Origin of the sequence: uncultured Methanobrevibacter sp. (assembly GCF_902784195.1) — an archaeon.
GTDB lineage: Archaea > Methanobacteriota > Methanobacteria > Methanobacteriales > Methanobacteriaceae > Methanobrevibacter.
Genome location: NZ_CACZTX010000007.1, coordinates 12,865 through 33,494 on the forward strand (window position 1 = coordinate 12,865; position 20,630 = coordinate 33,494).

The 20,630-nt window shown below is 31.2% G+C and carries 21 protein-coding genes; 10 read left to right on the top strand and 11 right to left on the bottom strand.

Going from position 1 to position 20,630, the window contains the following annotated elements; genetic code table 11:
• The first annotated feature begins 12 nt into the window (after positions 1-12).
• The 3 genes from QZU90_RS06190 (at position 13) to QZU90_RS06200 (ending at position 3,548) form a co-directional block, all read left to right on the top strand.
• Positions 13-912 (top strand): triphosphoribosyl-dephospho-CoA synthase, encoded by a 900-nt coding sequence (locus tag QZU90_RS06190; RefSeq protein ID WP_296856187.1) that lies wholly within the window; start codon positions 13-15, stop codon positions 910-912.
• A 216-nt stretch (positions 913-1,128) separates the two neighbouring features.
• On the top strand, positions 1,129-2,676 hold the full coding sequence (locus QZU90_RS06195; RefSeq protein WP_296856189.1) for a phenylalanine--tRNA ligase subunit alpha: 1,548 nt from the start codon (positions 1,129-1,131) through the stop codon (positions 2,674-2,676).
• A 95-nt stretch (positions 2,677-2,771) separates the two neighbouring features.
• On the top strand, positions 2,772-3,548 hold the full coding sequence (locus tag QZU90_RS06200) for an exodeoxyribonuclease III (RefSeq protein WP_295605919.1): 777 nt from the start codon (positions 2,772-2,774) through the stop codon (positions 3,546-3,548).
• A 129-nt stretch (positions 3,549-3,677) separates the two neighbouring features.
• On the opposite strand, the gene QZU90_RS06205 is transcribed toward QZU90_RS06200, so the two are convergent.
• Positions 3,678-3,908 (bottom strand): winged helix-turn-helix domain-containing protein, encoded by a 231-nt coding sequence (locus tag QZU90_RS06205; RefSeq protein WP_295605918.1) that lies wholly within the window; start codon positions 3,906-3,908, stop codon positions 3,678-3,680.
• Between the two features lie 412 nt (positions 3,909-4,320).
• Here QZU90_RS06205 and QZU90_RS06210 point away from each other — a divergent pair, with 412 nt between their 5' ends.
• From QZU90_RS06210 to QZU90_RS06235, 6 genes are all read left to right on the top strand, one after another.
• Positions 4,321-5,001, top strand: coding sequence for a DNA polymerase domain-containing protein (locus QZU90_RS06210; protein WP_296856192.1), 681 nt, complete (start codon positions 4,321-4,323; stop codon positions 4,999-5,001).
• A gap of 171 nt (positions 5,002-5,172) precedes the next feature.
• On the top strand, positions 5,173-5,853 hold the full coding sequence (locus tag QZU90_RS06215) for a TIGR02253 family HAD-type hydrolase (RefSeq protein WP_295605916.1): 681 nt from the start codon (positions 5,173-5,175) through the stop codon (positions 5,851-5,853).
• 463 nt (positions 5,854-6,316) lie between these two features.
• Positions 6,317-6,694 carry a 30S ribosomal protein S8e gene (locus QZU90_RS06220; protein ID WP_292787740.1) on the top strand — a complete coding sequence of 126 codons (378 nt, stop codon included), beginning with the start codon at positions 6,317-6,319 and terminating at the stop codon, positions 6,692-6,694.
• A gap of 323 nt (positions 6,695-7,017) precedes the next feature.
• A complete protein-coding gene (gene hypE / locus QZU90_RS06225; RefSeq protein WP_292777486.1) occupies positions 7,018-8,028 on the top strand; it encodes a hydrogenase expression/formation protein HypE in 1,011 nt (336 codons plus the stop codon).
• Positions 8,029-8,078: 50 nt separating this feature from the next.
• Positions 8,079-8,528: an RDD family protein gene (locus QZU90_RS06230; RefSeq protein WP_296856195.1), complete on the top strand. Its 450-nt coding sequence runs from the start codon at positions 8,079-8,081 to the stop codon at positions 8,526-8,528.
• 151 nt (positions 8,529-8,679) lie between these two features.
• A complete protein-coding gene (locus QZU90_RS06235; protein ID WP_295605912.1) occupies positions 8,680-9,372 on the top strand; it encodes a Dna2/Cas4 domain-containing protein in 693 nt (230 codons plus the stop codon).
• Positions 9,373-9,594: 222 nt separating this feature from the next.
• Here QZU90_RS06235 and QZU90_RS06240 read toward each other — a convergent pair whose 3' ends face one another.
• The 5 genes from QZU90_RS06240 to QZU90_RS06260 form a co-directional block, all read right to left on the bottom strand.
• Positions 9,595-10,422 carry a winged helix-turn-helix transcriptional regulator gene (locus QZU90_RS06240; protein ID WP_295605910.1) on the bottom strand — a complete coding sequence of 276 codons (828 nt, stop codon included), beginning with the start codon at positions 10,420-10,422 and terminating at the stop codon, positions 9,595-9,597.
• A 234-nt stretch (positions 10,423-10,656) separates the two neighbouring features.
• On the bottom strand, positions 10,657-12,153 hold the full coding sequence (locus tag QZU90_RS06245; protein WP_296856198.1) for a DHH family phosphoesterase: 1,497 nt from the start codon (positions 12,151-12,153) through the stop codon (positions 10,657-10,659).
• Between the two features lie 40 nt (positions 12,154-12,193).
• Positions 12,194-12,526, bottom strand: a complete 333-nt coding sequence (locus QZU90_RS06250) for a signal recognition particle subunit SRP19/SEC65 family protein (protein ID WP_295605907.1) — start codon at positions 12,524-12,526, stop codon at positions 12,194-12,196.
• Between the two features lie 103 nt (positions 12,527-12,629).
• A complete protein-coding gene (locus tag QZU90_RS06255) occupies positions 12,630-13,778 on the bottom strand; it encodes a glycosyltransferase family 2 protein (RefSeq protein ID WP_295605905.1) in 1,149 nt (382 codons plus the stop codon).
• 62 nt (positions 13,779-13,840) lie between these two features.
• Positions 13,841-14,617, bottom strand: coding sequence for a uroporphyrinogen-III synthase (locus QZU90_RS06260; protein WP_296856200.1), 777 nt, complete (start codon positions 14,615-14,617; stop codon positions 13,841-13,843).
• Between the two features lie 174 nt (positions 14,618-14,791).
• Between QZU90_RS06260 and QZU90_RS06265 the strand changes: the two genes are divergently transcribed.
• Complete coding sequence (locus QZU90_RS06265) at positions 14,792-16,306, top strand: B12-binding domain-containing radical SAM protein (RefSeq protein ID WP_296856202.1); 1,515 nt, start codon at positions 14,792-14,794, stop codon at positions 16,304-16,306.
• Positions 16,307-16,517: 211 nt separating this feature from the next.
• Here QZU90_RS06265 and QZU90_RS06270 read toward each other — a convergent pair whose 3' ends face one another.
• The 5 genes from QZU90_RS06270 to purC form a co-directional block, all read right to left on the bottom strand.
• On the bottom strand, positions 16,518-17,234 hold the full coding sequence (locus QZU90_RS06270) for a DUF4013 domain-containing protein (protein WP_295605899.1): 717 nt from the start codon (positions 17,232-17,234) through the stop codon (positions 16,518-16,520).
• 375 nt (positions 17,235-17,609) lie between these two features.
• The gene (gene cobA / locus QZU90_RS06275; RefSeq protein WP_295605897.1) at positions 17,610-18,323 is read right to left on the bottom strand and encodes a uroporphyrinogen-III C-methyltransferase; all 714 of its coding nucleotides are present in this window, start codon (positions 18,321-18,323) and stop codon (positions 17,610-17,612) included.
• A gap of 92 nt (positions 18,324-18,415) precedes the next feature.
• A complete protein-coding gene (purQ, locus tag QZU90_RS06280) occupies positions 18,416-19,069 on the bottom strand; it encodes a phosphoribosylformylglycinamidine synthase subunit PurQ (protein ID WP_296856205.1) in 654 nt (217 codons plus the stop codon).
• 70 nt (positions 19,070-19,139) lie between these two features.
• A complete protein-coding gene (gene purS, locus QZU90_RS06285; RefSeq protein ID WP_296856207.1) occupies positions 19,140-19,415 on the bottom strand; it encodes a phosphoribosylformylglycinamidine synthase subunit PurS in 276 nt (91 codons plus the stop codon).
• 126 nt (positions 19,416-19,541) lie between these two features.
• Entirely contained in the window at positions 19,542-20,279 is a 738-nt protein-coding gene (gene purC / locus QZU90_RS06290; RefSeq protein WP_295605891.1) for a phosphoribosylaminoimidazolesuccinocarboxamide synthase, read from the bottom strand.
• Between the last annotated feature and the right edge of the window lie 351 nt (positions 20,280-20,630).

Sequence of the window (20,630 nt, forward strand, 5' to 3'; positions counted from 1 at the left end):
GGGGGAGTGTTTGTGGAAGCAAAAGAAATTGCTAAATTGGCTCAAATTGCATCTGTTCTTGAAGTGAGTGGTTGGCCAAAACCTGGTAATGTTCACAGAACTCGCAATTTTGATGATATGGTATTTCAGGACTTTGCAATAAGCGCTGTAGTTATTGGAGATACTATGGAAGCTGTTGCAAGTCAAGCTAAAAAAATTGATGATTTGTCCAAAGCAGAATTAGGAAAATACATTTTCCAAGCTGTTGATGAAACCAACAGATGGATTGAAACCAACACTAATTTAGGCATTATGATGATGTGCATTCCAATTGCTGCTGCAGCTTCAATAAGCGATAGCTTTGATGAAATTCAAGAGAATGTAGGTCGTTTAATGGATGCTACAACTGTTGAAGATGCAGTAAACCTTTATGATGCAATCAATGTTGCGGATGCTGGTGGAATGGGCGATCAAGATGAGTTTGATGTTATGAGTGAAAAGGCTAAGGATGAATTGCGAGCAAACAATCAAACAATGTTTGATGTTTTGGAAATCTCCGCAGGTTGGGACAGATTAGCAAATGAACTTACCAATAAAATGCCTGTTTGCTTTGAAATCGGATATCCTTGCTTTTCAAATTTTTGGAAAACCTCTGATGATGTTGATGTAATTAATAAGGCTACAGTTTTAACATTCATGACAATCCTATCTCAAATTCCAGACACTTTAATCTCAAGAAAATACGGCAATGAAGTGGCAGAAGATGTGTCCCAAAAGGCAAGTGAGATTTTGGAATTCAAGGATGATGATTCATTTGTAGAAAAACTATTGGAATTTGATGATTATCTTTATGATAATAAGTTAAATCCTGGAACAACTGCTGATTTAACTGCAGCATCCATATTCTTATCATATCTTGCAGATAATTTCTAATTTCTATTCTTTTTTTATTTTCTTATTTTTCTTATTTTATCCATTTTTTAAAATTTAAAATTCCTATTTTTGAATATATTTATTAATTAGATTAGAGATATATTATAATATTATGAAATGATAGATATTTTGTATAATTTTTCAATTAAATAATCTATAAAATATAATCTATCAATTATTCTTATCAATTAATTATAAAAAACATCTGGTGTTTAGATGAGTGAAGATATTAATAAAATTATTAATGAATTACATATTTATGAAAAAAAGCTATTAAAAGAGTTAGAAATTAATGAAAATGCAACTCCTGATGAAATAGCTGAAAATACCGGTTTAAATATTAAATCAGTAATGAGTGCTGCAGGATCATTAGCTTCTAAAGGAATCATCATTGTAAACAAAGAGACAAAAGAGAAATTTAGCTTGACTGAAAATGGTAAAAAATATGCTGAAATAGGCCTTCCTGAAAGGAGAATCCTTAAGGTATTGCAGGATAAAAAGCAATTGGCCATGAAGGATTTGGCTAGTTTAGAAGGGCTTGACAAGAAAGAAGTCAACATATCCATTGGTTGGCTGGTTCGTAAAAGTTGGGCAAAAATGGATAAGGGAGTATTATCCATTACTGATGTAGGGGAATCCAGCAAAGAAAAATTAGGTGATGATGAATCATTATTAAGAACCCTTATTGAAAAGGCACAAGTGTCTAAGGAGCAATTGGATGAAGATATGGCTAAAGGTTTATCTGCACTTAAAGAGAGGAAAAACCTTATTGCTGAGCAAAAGACAACTCTCCATAGTTTTGAATTAACCGATTTAGGTCGTGAGATTTTAGATATTGGATTCACCATTGAAGAGGAAGCTACTCAATTGACCCATCAACAGCTTAAGGAAGGATCTTGGAAAGACTTAAAATACCGGCCTTATGATATCAATGCAGAGTATCCTATATTCTTCCCAGGTAAAGAGCATCCTTTAAGAAGAATCATTCAGGAAATTAGAGAAATCTTCTTGAATATGGGATTCACTGAAGATAAAGGCGATTATTTGGAGTCTGCCTTCTGGAATTTTGATTCTCTTTTCCAACCTCAAGATCATGCTGCAAGAGAAATGCAGGATACATTTTATGTGAAAAATCCTTTAACTTGTGATTTGCCAGATGATGAGCTTGTTCAAAAAGTAGCAAGAACTCATGAAGATGGTGGAAATACCGGTTCTGAAGGTTGGAACTATGATTGGGATGAGGATATTGCTCGTCAATCTGTTTTAAGAACCCACACTACAGGAATTTCCACTCAAAGATTGGCAAAAGGTGAACTTCCTATTAAGATGTTTTCAGTAGGAAGAGTATTCAGAAGAGAAACCTTTGACTACAAGCATTTGCCAGAGTTCCATCAAGTTGAAGGGCTTGTTGCTGCTCCTGGAATCAATTATCAAAACTTATTGGGTACTCTAAAGGAATTCTATAAGAAATTAGGTTTTGAAGTAAGATTCAGACCAGCTTATTTCCCTTACACCTATCTTTCAACTGAGTGTGAAATCTACTTGGAAGAAAAGGAAAGCTGGATTGAACTTGGTGGTTGTGGAATGTTCAGGCCAGAAGTTTTAGAGCCTTTAGGCATTAACACACCAGCTTTAGCATTCGGTTTAGGTATTGAACGTCTTGCAATGATTAGATATGATTTATCTGACATTAGAATGCTTTATAAAAGTGACATTAGCTGGTTAAGAGAGGTGCCTTTAGAAGAGGGAGTAAAGTTTGATTAATTTCAAGCTTTTATCTTTTTATTTTTATTCTTTTTTTATTTATTTTACTTAATTTTATTTTTTATTTTTCAATTATTGTTTTTAATGTGATTTTTATGACAGATGTTAGACTTATCTCATGGAATGTAAATGGTATTAGGGCTATTCATAAAAAAGGCTTTCTTGATTGGTTCAATGAGGAAAAGGCAGATGTTATATGCCTTCAGGAAACCAAGGCTCAAATAGACCAGTTGCCTAAAAAATTAGTTAATGTTCCAGGCTATACAAGCTATTTCAATTCAGCAGAAAGAAAAGGATACAGTGGAGTAGCCACTTATACAGCTATTGAACCTAAAGAGGTTTATTCTGGAATGGGAATTGAAAAGTTTGATATTGAAGGAAGACTTCAAAGATTGGATTTCGAGGGATTCACTCTTTTAAACATTTACTATCCTAATGGGGGAAGTGGTGATGAAAGATTGAAATATAAGCTTGATTTCTATGATGCATTCCTTGATTATACTAATGATTTAAGGGATAAGGGTCACAATTTGGTGATTTGTGGTGACTTGAACACTGCTCATAAGGAAATTGATCTTGCAAGACCAAAAAATAATGAAGATGTTTCAGGTTTCTTGCCTATAGAAAGAGAATGGGTAACTAAATTCCTGGATAATGGTTATATTGATACATTCAGAATGTTGCATGGAGATGAAAAGGACCAATATACATGGTGGAGTTATAGAACCCGTGCAAGAGAAAGAAATGTTGGATGGCGTTTAGATTACTTCTTTGTAAATGAAGAATTTAAAGACAATGTAAATGCATCATATATCAAATCTGATATAATGGGTTCTGATCATTGTCCTATTGCTTTAGAAATAGAAATATAATTTTATTTTTTAATTATTTTTTTATTATTTATTATTTAATTATTTTTTTATTATTTATTATTTTATTATTTTTTTAATATTTTATTTTTTTTAATTTTTTTACTATTTTTTTTTTAAATTTAATGAATCCTAATTTTGTGATTTCATTAAATTTAAAATTTCTTTTCCATAGTCTGTTAATTCGTATAATCTGCCTCGTTTGGTTTCAGGGTTTAATAAACGAACTAAGTTTTTCTCTCGCAATTGACTTAGAATGCGACTTACATTGTTACTATGGATATTTGTCTTTTTGCTTATATCTGTAGGCTTTAGAGTTTCACCATCTAATGCTTTGAATATTTTCTCTCGATTTTTTGACAACTTGATGAATTCTATAATAATTTTCTCAGAGTCTTTCATAGCAATCCCTTTATCTGTTTTTATTATATTAAACTGTTTTTATTATATTGAACTTTATTATATATATTTTTTATTAAGAATTCAAATTTAGTTTAATATATATTACTATTCTTAATATTAAGTTAGATATTAAATATTAAATGTTTAAGTTCATAATATCTATTTGATAGATATTTGATAGATATTTGATAGATATTTAATAGATATTAGATAGGTATTTGATAGATATTAGATACTTATTATATAGATAAAATTTAGAACATATTTTTGAACATGATTTTCAAATTTAAGGATGATAAATATTAAAAAGATTTATTAAAAAGATAAAAAAGATATTATTGTATATAATATATAATTAATTTTAGGTGTAAAAATGATTGAATCCCCTGAGCAAATAGCTATTGAAAATGAGATAAAGGTGCAAAAGGATAAGTTTTTATCTTATTTCAATGGGTCTTTACCTGATACAATGGAATTGGAATTTGAAGGATTCTATAGAAGAGGGTTCTTTGTAAGCAAAAAAAGATATGCTGTTATTGAAGATGGTAAGATCATTGCAAAAGGATTGGAACTTGTTAGGAGAGATTGGGCTCCAATTGCAAAGAAAACTCAAGAAGATATCTTAATGGCTATTTTAGAAGAGGGTAATGTTAAAAAGGCTGAAAAAATCATCAGCAAAGTTCTAAAGCAAATCAAGTCAGGTAATCTTGATATGAAGGAATTGGTTATCCATACTCAAATCACCAAAAATCTTGATGATTACAAACAGGTTGGCCCTCATGTTATTGCTGCTCGAGAGATAGAATCTCACGGAATCAAGGTAGGTAAAGGAACCATTGTCCAATACATTATAGCTAAGGGAAAAGGTTCAATAAGTCAGAGAGCAGTTCCTTATGAATATAGTGAAGGAATAGAATATGATAAGGAATATTATATTGAAAATCAGTTGATTCCTGCAGTTTCAAGGATGATGGAACCTTTAGGTTATGACAAGGATAGATTAAGGGAATTATCTTCCAATGAAAGGCAACAAAGTTTAGATGCTTTCTTTTAATTCCTAATGAATTAAAATTTACAAATATTTTGCTATATAAATAATTTTCTTTAGGAATTTTTATATAATAATAAAATAAATATATAATTAGAATATAATTAAGAAATTAATATTAAGAAAATGAAATTTCAATGCTTAATTGCTTAAAACATTTTAGTATTTGGTGTAATGATGACAAAAGCAGTATTTTTTGATATTGATGATACTCTTGTAGACACTTCAAGTTTTGCAGATTTGGCAAGACATGCAGCTATTGAAAGTATGTGTAACAATGGTTTACCTTTAGAACCAGAGGAAGCATATGATTTACTAAAGGATATTATTAAAGAAAAAGGTTCAAATTATTCCAGACACTTCAATATCTTAACAGAAGAAGTTTTAGGAAAGGAAGATCCTCTTTTAGTAGCTATTGGAATGACAACATATCACAATGTGAAATTTGCTCTTTTAAGACCATTCCCTAGAACAAGTGCAATATTGATTTACCTTAAAAGTAAAGGATATAAATTAGGTGCAATCACTAATGGAATCACCATTAAGCAATGGGAAAAATTGGTTAGATTGAATTTATACCACTTTTTTGACATCGTAATCACTTCAGAGGAAGTTGGAGTTGAAAAGCCAGATCCTGAAATATATATAGAAGCATGCAGAAGAATGGCTTGTGATGTTAAAAAAAGCATTATGATTGGAAATAAATTGGATGTTGACTGTATGGGTGCAGTTAATGCCGGAATGAGTGCTATTCTTGTCAATTCAACTTTAGATGAAGATGAAAAAGAAAGAGTTAATGAAGAGGATATTGATATCATTGTACTAGATAGTATCTCTGATGTTGATACTGTTTTATAAGATTTTTTATCTTTTCATTTTTTTTATTTTATTTTATTTTATTTTTTGCTCTGTTCCTTTTTTAAATTTTTTAAATTTTTTAAATTATAATATTTTTGATATTATTCTTTAATTTTAAATTTTTAAAGGACTGAAAAATAGTTACCTTTATATATAGTTTTGAATATAAATATATACATTCTTATTTTATCTTGCAGTAAGAATCATTAATTAACTTGCTTATTTATGAGAATTTTATTCTCAATCTTTAAAAAAATAAATCAAAAATAAATTTAATAATTATTGAAAATAAATTTTTATTGAATTTATCTCTTATCAAGCAAAGCGGAAGCTTGTTTTTTGAGTTTCATATTTTAAAAAATTCATTCCATTAGATTACTTTATGTAAATTTAACTTGGATCTTATGGAAAAAATTTAATAATTACATAGGTTACGGAAAAAATAATATAAGGAGATATTGTTATGGCTATTTGTCAAGGAAAATCAACCAGATCTCCATCTGGTGCTAGAAGAGTTGCAAACCGTGGTAAAAGGAAATCTGAATTAGGTAGAGAATCTGCAGAAACCAGATTAGGTGAGAAAAAATTAAGAAAAATCAGAACCCGTGGTGGAAACGAAAAACACAGATTAGCATTCGAAAACCAAATCAACGTTATCGATGCTGACGGTAAAGCTCACACTGTAGAAATCTTAAACGTAATTGAAAACAGTGCTAACCCTAACTACGTAAGAAGGAACATCATCACCAAAGGTGCTATTGTAGAAACCGAATTAGGTCACGCAAAAGTTACCTCCAGACCTGGTCAAGATGGTGTTGTTAACGGAGTTATTGTAGAATAATTCTGTTATTCTATCTTTTTTTATTTATTTTTACTTATTACCCTTTTTTTTACTAATTTTTACATTTATTACTTTTTTTAGTTTATTTTACTTTTTTAGCTATTTTTTAGTTATTTTTTAGATTGCTTTTTTAACTAATTTTTACTTTTTTTCAAATAACTAATTTATTTTTATTTTTTTAAAATAGCAAATACTTATTTAATATTAATTAGATATATTATAATGTTATAAACTATTGAAGATATTACGAATCTTTTATAAGTTTGAGCAAGATATTAATTTTGCTTGTTATTTATTTTAATTATTAACATTAAGGAGATAAAATGAAGATAGGAATGTCACATGGTGCTGGTGGAGAAGTAATGGGAAATTTGATCTCACAGACCATTCTAAATAATTTATCAAAAAAATCAGTTGAAGGAGGATACGGCTTAGATGCATTGGATGATGGTGCAACAATCCCTCTTGGAGATTATGAGATTGTTGTAACAACTGATGGTCATACCGTAAACCCATTGTTCTTCCCTGGTGGAGATATTGGAAGAATTTCAGCAGCAGGAACTATAAATGATGTTTCTGTAATGGGTGCAAAGCCTTTAGCTATTTCAAATGCAATGATTTTACAGGAAGGTTTTCCAATTGAAGACTTGGATAAAATCATAAAATCTTTAAGCGATACCTGTGAAGAAGCTGATGTAGCAGTCATTACTGGAGACACTAAAGTAATGGAACAAGACAAGCTTGATGGTATTGTTATTGTAACTACTGGTATTGGAATTGCTAAAAAAGGAGAAGTAATCAAGGATTCCACTTTAAGTGTTGGAGATAAAATCATAATCACTGGTAGTGTTGGAGACCACGGAATGAGCTTAATGTCCTTTAGGGAAGGTTTCGGATTTGAAACTGAATTGAAATCTGATGTAGCTCCTATGTGGGGAATCATTTCCAAGGCTCTTGAAGTAGGTGGAGTAACTGCTATGAAAGACCCTACCCGTGGAGGACTTGCAAACTGCATAAATGAAATGGCTCGTAAATCCGGTGTTGGAGTCATGCTTAAGGATGAAGCTATTCCTGTTAAAGAGGCAGTTAGAGCAGCATCTGATATGTTAGGTATTGATCCATATGAAGTTGCTAATGAAGGAAAAGTTTTAATGGGTGTAAAAGCTGAAAAGGCTGAAGAAGTATTGGCAGCTATTAAAACCGACAAATATGGTAAGGATGCAGCCATTATCGGTGAAGTTATTGATGATGATAAAGTATTGATTGAAACAGGCATTGGTGGAGTTAGAATCCTAGAAACCCCTATAGCAGATCCTGTTCCAAGAGTATGTTAAATTAAGATTTTAAATTATAGGTTTATAATAAATAATCAGATGGTGATTTGATGGACTTATTCGGTAAAAGAGTTGTAGCATATATTCTCGATTTCTTTGTAGTTTCTGCATTTATGTGGATTATTTCCTATTTCGCATATTTCTTTATAAACTACTTCAATATGTTCCAAATTTACCATTACTTTGTATTTATTCTTCCATTCCTAATTTTAGCGTATTTTACAATTTTAGAGAAGAATATAGGTGCAACTGTTGGTAAAAGATTGATGTTTATTGAAGTTAAATCAGCGGTGCCAAGAAGAGGCAGGCTTGGAAGGGATTATTCCATTACCTATTCTCAAGCATTGATCAGGTCTCTTTCTAAAATTTACTGGTTCCCAATAATTATTGATGTAATTCTTGGAAGAATTGCAGGTAAAACCAGACTTTTAGATGGCATTACCAGAACTACTGTTATTGAAGAGAATACTGATGTATTTTTTAGTAGAAGAAATTATTAATTATTTAATATATTTCATAATTATTTAATAATTATTTAATTATTCTTTAATAATTATTTAATTATTCTTTAATAATTATTTTATTTTTTTCTTGTTTTTTTAAGATTTTTTAATTTTATTTTTTTAGATATTTTTATTATTAGGGGATTCTATGGAAAATAAACTTATTATAGACGAATTCAATATTTTAGATTTTGAACGTCATGAAAATTATAAGATGGTTCGAATTATTGATGAGAAAGCTAATTTTCCAATTAGCTGGCTAAATACACAAGGATATTGCGAATACAGTTTATACCTTGAATATTGCCAAGGAGTTAGCACTGCACCAACTCAAGAAATGCTTGAAGGAACTGAAGGACATTCCCGCTTAGAGGAAAAATTCAAGGAAACCGCTCAGCCATCAACTTTTCAAGATGCTTTTGAATTGTCTAAGGAAGAGGAAATCTTGTCTCGTGAAATGTTTGTGATTGATACTGAAGATGGAATTCGCGGTTTTATTGATGAAGTTAGAATGACTCCCGATAAGATAATCATCATTGACGATAAACCTGGAAACAGGGCTTATCCATCAACAATCAATCAAGTTCGCGCTTACTGCTTGGCATTTAAAAACATGATTGGAGATGATAACCGTACAATCATTGCTGCATTAAGGCAAAGGGGAACAGACAATATATTCTGGAGTGAAGAATTCAATGAAAGCAATGAACAGAATATTAGGTACACAATCAATTTTTTACATAGATTAATTGATGATAAAAGAGACCCGATACCTACTAAAAACCCAAATAAATGTAGAAAATGCAGATTCCAAAGTTATTGTGAAGAAAAAGCTATTTAATTTCTAAATAGTTTTTTTACTTTTTTTTTTTTTTTTAAACTGTAAATATTTTTTAAAAATAGTTTTTTTTATTTTACTTTAGAAGTTTTTTTAAAAATAGTTTTTTTACTTTTTTTAAGATTTTAGAAAATTTTTTAAAAGTAGTTTTTTTTTTTTTTTTTATTGAAAATGTTAAAATATATAAAAAAAGAAGAGAATTTAAAAATATATAAAAATATATTCTTAAAGTTCAATAGTTGATTTTTTAGCATCTATGACTTGATATGGCACATTAGCTTCTTCCAAGTCTTTTGCAATGTTTTTGCTCATATCTCCGATTGAAAGGATCAATACATTCAATCCTTTTCTAACTGCAGATTGAGCTGCTTCACTCACTCCAAATTCAATATCTATTGGCATGCCTAAAGCATTAGCTATTACATGGGAAGTGGTTCCAATTGCTGCAACCTTGTCAATTGAGCTTAAGCCATAGTTTTCATATTTTCCATCATAGATTTCCTTAATCAAGTCGATATCTGCAGACCTTGATCCTCCTTGTTTTATTGGAGGCAATGTAATTATAAGGATTTTACTTTCCTTGATTTCAATGGTTCCCTTAAGATTGGTTAAAGCAACATCAAATCCTTTTTTAGTATCCAATATTACATCAGCGTATGCATCAGTCTGTGCATTGATTGAAGCGTATAATCTGCCATCTTCCATAAATAAACCTACTTCGTCACCTTCCTTCAAGTCTTCCTTAGCAATTGCAGGCCAAGTAGATTTATAATAGGTCATGGTTTCAAGAACACTATCAGAATACTTTCTTAAGGTAATTGCATCTTTTTTTACTTTAGCAATTCCCTTTTGGGTAATCTTATATGGTGCTCTACCATCTTTAGATGTGATGTATTCAAGTTCAGTCAATGTTTTGATGTTTTCAGAAACCGCTTGAATTGTAATTCCTAAACGTTCAGCCAAATCCTTTTGCTTAAGATTTGGTTCTTGCTTAGAGATTTCCCCTAAAATTTGAAAATGAGTCAATGCTCCTCTTTTTTGTAAGATTTCCATAATAACCACTTAATTTATTTTATTGAAAGAATTAATTATTTCTAGTTAATAGTTACTTTGTCATTTATAATATTTAAAGTTTATTTTACTTTTTTATAAAGTCTATTTGAATGTAAAATTTATTTAAAAAATTTACTTAAAAAAATAGTTTTTAAATGAGTATAAATAAAAATAGTCTTAATAAATGCATATATAAAAAAATAGTGTTGGTATTAATAAATTGGCATTGAAGGATTAATCAAGTACCAATTTACCTTCCAATTCCTTGTTCATCATGTCAAAGAATTCCTCTTTTTGGTCTTTACGGATATAAGCACCACAAGCTACATCGTGACCTCCACCGTTTCCACCTAAACTCTGAGACACTTTTCTGATTATTTTCCCAAAGTGAACTCCATCATAAGCGAGTAGCTTAGAGCAACGAAGTGAAATCTTCAAATCATCATTCTCTTCACTCACTTGGGTAAATGCAATAATAGGTTTTCTCCAATCTCCTTGACTTAGGACCATTCCAGCAATTGTACCTACAACATTGCTTCTTATGCCTTCCCCATCGAAATACTGGATATTTTCCATTTGCACTATAGAGTCAGATTCACCAATGGTCTTAATGTTCTGTGCCAAATAGAACCTATGGGCTTTTGAAATCTCTTCAAGTTCATCTAGCACCACTGCCCTATCGCTTTCAATATCTACTGAAACATTATTGTCACTTAAGATTTCGTTTCTTCTTATTGTCAAATCCAATAGTTTCAAAGCAACTTCAGGCCTTTCATTTCTAACGCATGCATTCATTGCTGTAGAAAATTCTGATGCATCCCTTAAGAAGGTGTATTTCTCCTCATTTGCAAATTCATAGCTTTCTCCCATAACTAATTTTGGAGCATGAATTGCATATCTGCTAGGGATTTCCTTTGTAATCATGTTAATTAATTCTTTGATTAATTTGAATTTATCGTTTTGGCTTAAATCACAGGATCTGATGGATGTGTCATTTACAGGGTTTCTGGTATTTATGCCAAGTCTTTTTAACAAGTCCAATGACCTGTTCTGGTCATTTGTGATTTCCAAGTTTACATCGCTGAAATAGGATAATGCAACAAACAACGGTCTTGTTTGTCTGCCGTATAATGATAGGTCATTTTTGATTACATTAACTAATCCCTCGTCTTCAGCATCCTTAAGGATAGTTCTATTCATTCCTTCCAATTTTCCAGTTTTACCGTTTTGTATGTCTCCAATAGCTGCCAATATTCCAAGCCAGCTTAAATCGGTAAAACCGAATTCCTTAGCAAGAAGGTAACATAGACCTCCTCCACAAATTTCTCCAGATCCGTCTATTCCATAAAAAATAGGATTTATTTCCAAATAGTCATAATCTACTGTATCGCAGTAATCAATGTCTCTAAGTGGAGGGTGGTGGTCGAGAATAAGTATTTTGGAATCCTTATTTGCATTCTTATCAACAGGCTGTCCAGACCCAAGGTCAGAAAATATTGTCAATTCATGTTCAATTGGAACATTTTCCAAAACATCGAGGTTAACGATTTCAATTTCAAAATCCTCGCCTAATTTCCTTCCAATCTTTTTTAGGATTCCTGTTAAGATTGCTCCTGATGAGATTCCGTCGCAGTCAGTATGGCTGTAAATCTTAATGTCTTTTGAAGATTCTATAAGTCTTCTAGCTTCTTCATATCTTTCTTTCATTTCTGGTGGTATGTTTTTTGTCATTTTAACGCCTTTTTATTTTTTTCTTACTGTAAATTGAATTTTATTTTCTTCTTTTTCCTTTTTTGCCTTTTTTATTGCCAGGCCTATTTGATTGTTTGGCTTCTCTCATTTGTTTGATGGTGTTTGATAAATTGATTAGAATTTCCTTTTTGCTGTCATCGCTGGTGATGATGACTCTTCCGGATTTATTGTACCATTCGCCAGGATATGCCTTATCCTCTTCAGCATAATATTTGTATCTTAATTTTTGAGTAGCCTTTACAATTTCCTTAATTCTTGGTTCAGAGACGGCATATTCTTTAGATATTTTTCTGCCTTCATTCAATGATTTTCCAGCATCAAGATATATCGGCCAAATCATAACGTCTTTCATTTTTTCACCTCTTCAAGATTTTTCTCTTCTTTCTTATTTATAATATGTTAGCATAATATTTAAAAATTATTTATTTTGATAAGCAATTTTTTTAAATTACTCATTATTTGATTTTCAATAGGACTTTAATGAATTTTAGAATTAGCTTGTATTTCAATCCATTCTTCTTGCCATGTTCCATCATTTCAATCTCATTAAGGAATACCTTATTTTCCTCTTTTGAATTATCCCTGCTTAACCATAGACTAATCCAATTCAATAGGTAAGGATTCAGGAAGAGATCTTTATTCCTGATGCCATATTCATCAGAAAGCTCTGAAGACAATCTGTAGGCTTTCAGTGAATCGTGCACTAATCTGAAGTTAATGTTTTTTGTAATGGACTTGTCTTCATCTTCAAGTCTCATGAAATAATTGTAAACAATCTTATTGTTTAAAAACAGAATTCCTTTTTCGCTTTTGATATATGATTCCAATAGGAAGTTCAAGTCCTCAGCAGAGATGCATTCTGGAAACTTGATGCCATTTTCCCTTATCAGTTCGGTTCTGTATATTTTAGACCAGAATGATGGCAAGATCTTTAAAATAGCTATTTCATCATTCTTTTCCGCTTTGAAATCCTTAATGAATATCTCTTCATTGTTTTCCTTCTTAATGGATTTACCATAAAAGAATCTGCTCATGATGTTTTTCCAGAGTGAACCTATGAATCCATTTAAGTTAGAACCTTTAACCAAATCATCAAGGTAATCGACATATGGCTTTTTTAAGCTGTCTACGTATGGAGTGTATGACTTTCGAATGATATTTTTCTCTGGATAATGCCTCAAGTATCTTCCAAAGGCAATGTCGCATTCATATTCATTGATCTTATTGTATAATGTTTCACATGCATCCAAAGGATAAGTGTCATCTGAATCTATGAACATCAGATATTCTCCATTCACATGGTTCAATGCTATGTTTCGAGGACCAAATGCCCCACCCATGTTTTCCACAAGGTGGATTGACTTAATGGTTTCCTTATTAGTCTCATTGTTGATTCTTTCCTTATAATCTTCAATTATCTGCTTTGTATTGTCTGTGGAACAGTCATTAGCTATTATTATTTCCAGGTTTTCAATTCCTATTGTTTGATTGATAACTGAATCTAAAGTAATTGGAAGATATTTCTCTCCATTGTAAACAGGTATGATTATGCTTATTTTAAATTGGTTGATAGAAATTCCCCCTTGTCTTAGATTATTATTCATATATTTTCATATATTTTCATATATTATTGATAAAAAGCATCATATTATGGCATTGCTTTTATCTAATTTTGATTGTTCAATTCCCTAAACATCAAGTCAATCATGTCTTTGACTGTGTATCTTTCAGGATAGATGTGCTTTACATTATAATCGTCAAGTATTTTTCCAGTTATTGGTCCAATGGCTACTGTAAGTGTGGAACTTGATAACTTTTCAACAAGTTCATCCTTTTGATCATCTTCAGCTGTCTTGAATAGGTTCACCACAGTAAGTGGACTTGTAAATGTTATTCCATCTATCCTTTCATCTATGATTTCTTGAATTAAATTTTCAATGTCTTTTTTGTCATCTGGAATGACTGACTTATAGCTTTCTGCCAAGATGACTTCAGCCCCCATGTTTTTGAGTTCTTCAGGTAAAATAGTCCTTGCAGAAAATGTACGGGGAACGCCAACAATTTTATTATTTAAGTCGATTCTTTTAAATTCTTCAATGAGTCCTTCAGCAGTATAATCTTTTGGTATGATATCTATATGGAGTCCTTTATTCATAGCTACTTCTGCAGTTTTTGTGCCAATAGTAGCAATTTTGCAATCAGGATTTAAAGTTTGAGCAAAGTCCGGATAAAACTTGAATATTGAATCGATTGAACTGACTGAAGTGAATATTAACCAGTCCAATTCTCCAAATCTGCCCATCAATTCCTTTAGTGAATCGGTATTTTCCAGTTTCAATTCCAATGTTGGCACTATAACCGCTTCTCCTCCATAGTTTTCTATGAATTCCTTTGCAGCTTTAGATCTTTCCTTAGGTCTTGTGATAGCTATTCTCTTTACCATATTTCCACATCTTGAGATTATAATTAATAATATGTTTTTGAAATATTTATTGTTTTATAAATCTTATTTAATACTTATTTAAATTTATATAATACTTATATCTAAAATTATATATGTAAAAAAATATGTATAAATTTTATCAATTTATTTAAATTATATTTATCCGTGATATTAATGAAGATTTTATTTTTGAACTTGCCCTATGAATTCAATATAAGCAGGGCAAGCAGATGGCCTGAAAAGACCAAATCAGGCACTTTGTACTATCCCTATTGGTTAGCATACTGTGTTGGAGTGTGTGAAAGGGAAGGATTTGAATGCAAGCTTGTTGATTGCATTACAAAGGCATACTCAATTGAGGATACCGTCAATGAAGTGAAGGGGTATGAACCTGATTATATCATGGCTGAGATTACAACCCCTACCTGCGCTTATGATTATAAGGTTATCAATTCAATTAAGGAAGCTTATCCTAAAGCTAAAATAATGATTGGAGGAACCCATGCAACTATCTTGCCTGATGCAGTTCTTAAAGAATGCTTAGGCATTGACTATATCCTTCGTCAGGAATATGACTATACAGTTGGTGAACTTATAATTTCTGATGATGTGTCAAATGTCAAGGGAGTTTCATATAGGGTGAACTGCGATGGTGATGATATTGCTGCTTTAGATGATGTTAATCTATTAGCTGATTCCATTGATTTTGCTGTCAAGCATACTGAAGATAGAGAGCCATTAGATGATTTGGATAGCCTTCCTTATGTTTCCAAGGTTTATGAGAAATACTTGAACTTTGATGATTACGCTTATGCATTTGCCCAAAAGCCAATGATTCAAATCGTTTCATCAAGAGGATGTCCAAACCAGTGCAATTTCTGCAGCTATCCATCTACAATGGGTGGAAGGATTTACAGGACAAGATCTGTCAGTGACCTTGCAGATGAGTTCGAATATATTCTAAATGAGCTTCCGGAGATTAAGGAGATCTTCATTGAAGATGATACATTCACTGTAAACCAGCCAAGAGTCATTGAGTTCTGTGATGAAATCAACAGAAGAGGTTTGGAGCCTGTTTGGTCCTGCAATACAAGAGTGGATTTGACTTTCGAAACCATGAAAAAGATGAAGGATGCAGGTTGCAGATTGCTTGTTTGCGGTTATGAATCTGGAAATCAGGAAGTTTTAAATGAAATCAAGAAAGGTATCACTCTTGAGCAATCTAAGGCATTTGCGGAAAATGCAAGGAAATTGGACATTAAGGTGTTCGGATGCTTTATGATTGGCCTTACCGGTGACAGTCTTGAAACAATCGATGAAACCTATAAGTTTGCTCAATCAGTTTATCCTGACATGTGTTTCTTCCAGCAAGCGGTGCCTTTCCCAGGAACCGGATTCTATGATTGGGCTAAAGAGAATGGTTATCTTATTACAGAAGATTATTCCAAATGGCTAAATGATGACGGTTACTTGAATTGCCTTGTAGATTATCCTTATGCTGATCATAAGGAGATAGAGAAATTAAGGGACAATTTGATGAGCAAATATTATTTCTCATTTGCATATATTGTGAAGACTTTCTTGGCAAATCTTGATTGGGCAGAGTTTAGACGTGTAATGCGTGGAGGAACCCAATACATTGCATTTAGAGTAAAAAAAGCTTTGAAAAGGGCAGATAATTTAGATTGATTTCCAAACTTTTCTAAAAAGAGTTTATTAAAATTTCTTCTTTTTTAGCACTATTTTTTAATTTTTTAAAAGGAGTATTTTTTGTGCTGATTTTTATGATTGTTTAAATCCTATTTTTAAAAAAAGAAAAGTATTAGTTTAAGAGTAAAAACTCTAAACTAACTTAAAATTTTTGCTCAAATTTTGACCGAAGGTCAAAACTTGATTGGTTTTATTCTGCATCGGAATATAATAAACCGTATGCTCTGCTTTGTAGGAATGCAGTATATATAGTAACGATACCAGATAAAATTGCCCCAATAATTTCAGAGAAATTTCCAATTCCAGTAGCTATAGCAGATAAAACGTAAGAAATGATTCCTATAATAATGATTATTGCAAGGACTTTTACAATTCCGATTTCTTTGAGGTCATTGATTACTTCACCAATGTTCAAAGCTTCTCCTAAACTTTCGGTTTTTGCAAATCTACATTGGGCAATTACTAAAAGTATATCAAATACAATCAATAATATGAATCCTAAAATTAAACCTAAAGTTTCATTGATGGCAGATAGGATAACCATTATTATGATTGGAATTATCATGTAAATTATTGCTAAAATAAATAATTTGATACCATTGATAATTTGTCTTACAGGATCAATTTCAGGAGCGCTATCTTCTCTGTTGATAGCTATTTTCACAACATCTAACATATATCCAACAATCAGTGCGAATATTGCTATTGCAATGATGATTCCAACAATTCCTAAAATCCCTAATCCTCCGGATAATAATCCAGTAGCTTCACCAGCGCCAATTAATCCAACACCAGTAATGATTAATGCTAAAAATGCAACAATACCAAGCACCCCATAGATTACAAGTGCTTTTACGTTATTAATAGGATACATTGCAGCATCACTAATAATTTCACCGATTTCCATAATTAAACACCTCTTTTTTAGCAATTCACTCAGACACTATATAAAGTATATTTGAGTTGATATTATGTTTATCTTTAATAATATATAAATTTGATGTCTTTTTTAGCTTATTTTTCTTTATTTTTGATTTTAAAAATTAATTTAATCTAATTTTTCATATTCTCTCAATAAATTTAAGTTTAATAAATTTTAAAAATAGATTTTAATTATTTTAGTTTTTTAATTAAAATAACTCATTTTTCAAAGTAATACTCATTTGGATTTATGATAATATTTTTATGAAAAATTTTCGTTAAAGTTTGAAAAAAGCTTTTGAAAGCTGAAAAAAAATAGATTTTAAGTTTTTGAATAATAAAAATAAGATAAATTAAAGGATTATTCAATTCCCTTAATCTCTTTAAATACGTTAATCACATCACCAATCACAAGTATTGCTGGTGTGTTGATTTCCTTGTCAGCTATTGTTTCAAGGGTTCCAAATACGACCCTTTCATTTGGTAGTGTTCCGCTTTCAATAGCGCATGCAGGAGTTTTAGGGTCTCTGTATTTCATGATCTCTTCAGTGTTTTCCTTAATGTTTCCGATTCCCATAAGGATGATTAAGGTATCTGCGGTGTAATCCCATTTAACCTGCTTGTCCTTTTTGGTTGGGTCCTCATGACCTGTTACAACTGTAAATGAGGTTGCAACTGCCCTATGTGTAATTGGAAATGCCATGCTTGTAGGTGCACCGATAGCTGAGGTAACTCCAGGAATAACTTCAAAGTCTATGTTTTCCTTTGCAAGGGCCAATAGCTCTTCTCCACCTCTGCCGAATACAAATGGATCTCCACCTTTCAATCTGATTACATTTTCATTCTCTTTAGCTTCTTCAATGATCAATTGATTGATTTCATCCTGTGTCTTATAATGTTCTCCTGCTTTTTTACCTACATAAATGCGTTTTGCATTTTCTGGAGCATGCTTTAGAATCTCTTCATTAGCAAGATAATCATATAAAACCACATCTGCTTTGTTTAATGCTTTCACAGCTTTTAAAGTTATTAAATCAGGGTCTCCCGGACCTGCACCTATTAAATATACTGGCATGTTATCTTCCTTAATTTATATTTTAAAAATGAGTTTGTAAATTTTTTTCAATTGATTTAAATGGATTAAAAAATTTAGTATATTTAGATAGCTTAAATACTATCTAACATACCTTTAAAGAATTCAAGACCGTTATCTGAACCCAATAGTTTTGTGGTAGCCCTTTCTGGGTGTGGCATCATTGCAAGAACAAGTCCCGATTCATCACAAACACCAGTAATTGCTTCCATAGACCCATTAGGATTTTCCTCTGCAAACTGAAGAACGATTTGATCCTGGTCTTTCATAAGATCAATGTCTTGAGTGTAGAATCTTCCTTCAGCGTGAGCTATTGGAATGTCAATTACTTGGCCTTTTTCAAAGTTTTTAGTGAATGGGGTCTTATTGTTTGCAACTTTCAATTTAGACCATTCACAATTGAATTTAGGTACTTCATTAGTAATGAACAATCCTGGAATAAGTCCAATCTCTCCAAGAATCTGTGCTCCATTACATATTCCGAGAACTGGCTTTTCCTCTTTTACAAGTGCCTTTACTCCTTCCACAACAGGAGTGTTTGAAGCTATTGCTCCTGCACGCAAGTAATCTCCGTAAGAGAATCCTCCAGGTATAACAATTCCATCATAATCAGTTAGATCTTCATTATTCCACCAGATATACTCTGCTTGGCCGCCTGCAAGTTCAATAGCCTTATAAACATCACGGTCGCAGTTAGTTCCAGGGAATCTTATAATTCCAATTGCCATTTTATCACTTTATGAATAAATTTTAGTTTTTAAATTGTCTTTTTTGCTTAAGATATTTCAATTATTCCATCTATTCGCATCCGCATCCGCAGCTTAAATCCATTTTAATGATTTTTATAGTGTAATTGTGGATAATTGGGTTGCATAATAGTTTTTGACACATGTCATCTACTTTTTCTCTTGCATCATCTTCGGAATCCGCTTCCATACAAAAAGTAATGATTTCTTTTGTTTTGGTTCCTTTTACTTCATATCCTAAAAGAGCAAGGGATCTTTGAATAGTGGTTGCTTCTGGATTTAACATTCCCGGTTTTAAGGAAACTTTAACTTCCATGTCATACATCATTTTCAATCACCTAAATTTAATTTTATTACTTTGATTTATATTTTAATAATAGTTCAATATTTTGATTATAATTATTATCATTTTAATATTTTAAATTCTTTAGATTAATTTAAATTCTTAGATTATTCAGATTCCCCATTTTTCTTTATCTGCATCGGTTAAGAGTCTGTTGAACACTTCTTCATATGCATCGATGACCTCATCATCCTTTCCTTGTCTGAAGAGTTCCTTATCAAGCATATCAAGGGTTTCAGCATCCCATAATCTGCAGCTGTCAGGGCTTATCTCATCACCTAAGATAATGTTTCCATCCTTGTCCTTACCGAATTCGATTTTAAAGTCTACAAGAATGATTCCAATGTCCTTAAACATTTTGCTCATGACTTCATTTACCTTAAGAGCAAGCTCTCTTAATTTGTCTAAGTCCTCTTTGCTTGCTATTCCAAGAGCAATAGCTATTGCATCGTTCAACATTGGGTCATGGAATTCATCGTCCTTAAAGTCCATTTGTATAAGGGGTGGGTTGAATGGAGCTTTATCTTCAAATGGGAATTTCCTGATAATGCTTCCAGTAGCTATGTTCCTAACTATAACTTCTATAGGAATCATATCAAGTTTTTTAGCTTTCATGACACAAGGTTCGCATAGTTCAATCAATTGTGTTTCAACTCCAGCATCTTCAAGAGTTTCAAAGATCTTTGCACAAATAACTGAGTTAATGTAACCTTTTTGCCCCATGCTTTCTTTTCTAGCACCATCTCCTGCAGTCATGTCATCTCTAAAGTCAATTATGACTTCATCAGGATTTTCGCCTTGGAAAACGCTTTTTGCTTTTCCTTCATAAAGTAAATTTTTAGAATCCATTTTAATCATCGTTTAATAATTATTTTTGAAAATAATTCATTAATTGAACTTAATAATTATTTTAAAAAATTTATATTTTATAATATTTAATTTTATATTTATTATCATTAATAAATATAATTAATAAATATAATTTAAATTTCACCAATTTTTTAATTTTTTTTATCTTTCTCTTTCTCAATATCAATTTAATAATATTTATGTTAACTTGATATTAGAATTAAAAAATTTTTTATTTTTCTTTGATTTTTATTTTAATTAATATTATTAAAAGAAAAGAATATATATACTTAAAAAAATAATATTATTAAGAAAAATGGGGATTTTTCTTAAATAATATGTAACTTAAAA

What these genes read in the sequence shown, in the direction of transcription:
- QZU90_RS06245 (WP_296856198.1), bottom strand. Translation starts at nt 12,153, where the DNA reads ATGACAAAAAACATACCACCAGAAATGAAAGAAAGATATGAAGAAGCT.
- QZU90_RS06230 (WP_296856195.1), top strand. Translation starts at nt 8,079, where the DNA reads ATGGACTTATTCGGTAAAAGAGTTGTAGCATATATTCTCGATTTCTTT.
- QZU90_RS06260 (WP_296856200.1), bottom strand. Translation starts at nt 14,617, where the DNA reads ATGGTAAAGAGAATAGCTATCACAAGACCTAAGGAAAGATCTAAAGCT.
- QZU90_RS06200 (WP_295605919.1), top strand. Translation starts at nt 2,772, where the DNA reads ATGACAGATGTTAGACTTATCTCATGGAATGTAAATGGTATTAGGGCT.
- purS (WP_296856207.1), bottom strand. Translation starts at nt 19,415, where the DNA reads ATGATGTATGACATGGAAGTTAAAGTTTCCTTAAAACCGGGAATGTTA.
- QZU90_RS06235 (WP_295605912.1), top strand. Translation starts at nt 8,680, where the DNA reads ATGGAAAATAAACTTATTATAGACGAATTCAATATTTTAGATTTTGAA.
- purC (WP_295605891.1), bottom strand. Translation starts at nt 20,279, where the DNA reads ATGGATTCTAAAAATTTACTTTATGAAGGAAAAGCAAAAAGCGTTTTC.
- hypE (WP_292777486.1), top strand. Translation starts at nt 7,018, where the DNA reads ATGAAGATAGGAATGTCACATGGTGCTGGTGGAGAAGTAATGGGAAAT.
- purQ (WP_296856205.1), bottom strand. Translation starts at nt 19,069, where the DNA reads ATGGCAATTGGAATTATAAGATTCCCTGGAACTAACTGCGACCGTGAT.
- QZU90_RS06270 (WP_295605899.1), bottom strand. Translation starts at nt 17,234, where the DNA reads ATGGAAATCGGTGAAATTATTAGTGATGCTGCAATGTATCCTATTAAT.
- QZU90_RS06215 (WP_295605916.1), top strand. Translation starts at nt 5,173, where the DNA reads ATGACAAAAGCAGTATTTTTTGATATTGATGATACTCTTGTAGACACT.
- QZU90_RS06195 (WP_296856189.1), top strand. Translation starts at nt 1,129, where the DNA reads ATGAGTGAAGATATTAATAAAATTATTAATGAATTACATATTTATGAA.
- QZU90_RS06255 (WP_295605905.1), bottom strand. Translation starts at nt 13,778, where the DNA reads ATGAATAATAATCTAAGACAAGGGGGAATTTCTATCAACCAATTTAAA.
- QZU90_RS06210 (WP_296856192.1), top strand. Translation starts at nt 4,321, where the DNA reads ATGATTGAATCCCCTGAGCAAATAGCTATTGAAAATGAGATAAAGGTG.
- QZU90_RS06265 (WP_296856202.1), top strand. Translation starts at nt 14,792, where the DNA reads ATGAAGATTTTATTTTTGAACTTGCCCTATGAATTCAATATAAGCAGG.
- QZU90_RS06240 (WP_295605910.1), bottom strand. Translation starts at nt 10,422, where the DNA reads ATGGAAATCTTACAAAAAAGAGGAGCATTGACTCATTTTCAAATTTTA.
- QZU90_RS06250 (WP_295605907.1), bottom strand. Translation starts at nt 12,526, where the DNA reads ATGAAAGACGTTATGATTTGGCCGATATATCTTGATGCTGGAAAATCA.
- cobA (WP_295605897.1), bottom strand. Translation starts at nt 18,323, where the DNA reads ATGCCAGTATATTTAATAGGTGCAGGTCCGGGAGACCCTGATTTAATA.
- QZU90_RS06220 (WP_292787740.1), top strand. Translation starts at nt 6,317, where the DNA reads ATGGCTATTTGTCAAGGAAAATCAACCAGATCTCCATCTGGTGCTAGA.